Consider the following 234-nt stretch of genomic DNA (forward strand, 5'->3'; position numbering starts at 1 on the left):
TTGAGCGATTTACTTCGGTAAAGAGCGGCGTACGGGTGAGTAACGCGTGGGTAACCTACCCTGTACACACGGATAACATACCGAAAGGTATGCTAATACGGGATAATATATTTGAGAGGCATCTCTTGAATATCAAAGGTGAGCCAGTACAGGATGGACCCGCGTCTGATTAGCTAGTTGGTAAGGTAACGGCTTACCAAGGCGACGATCAGTAGCCGACCTGAGAGGGTGATC

At 48.7% G+C, this 234-nt stretch carries 1 rRNA gene; it reads left to right on the forward strand.

Annotation, left to right across the window (positions count from 1 at the left end):
* A 16S ribosomal RNA gene (locus KGF45_RS19945) occupies positions 1-234 on the forward strand; the annotation flags it as partial.

This window comes from Clostridioides sp. ZZV14-6154 (genome assembly GCF_020657785.1).
Classification (GTDB): domain Bacteria; phylum Bacillota; class Clostridia; order Peptostreptococcales; family Peptostreptococcaceae; genus Clostridioides.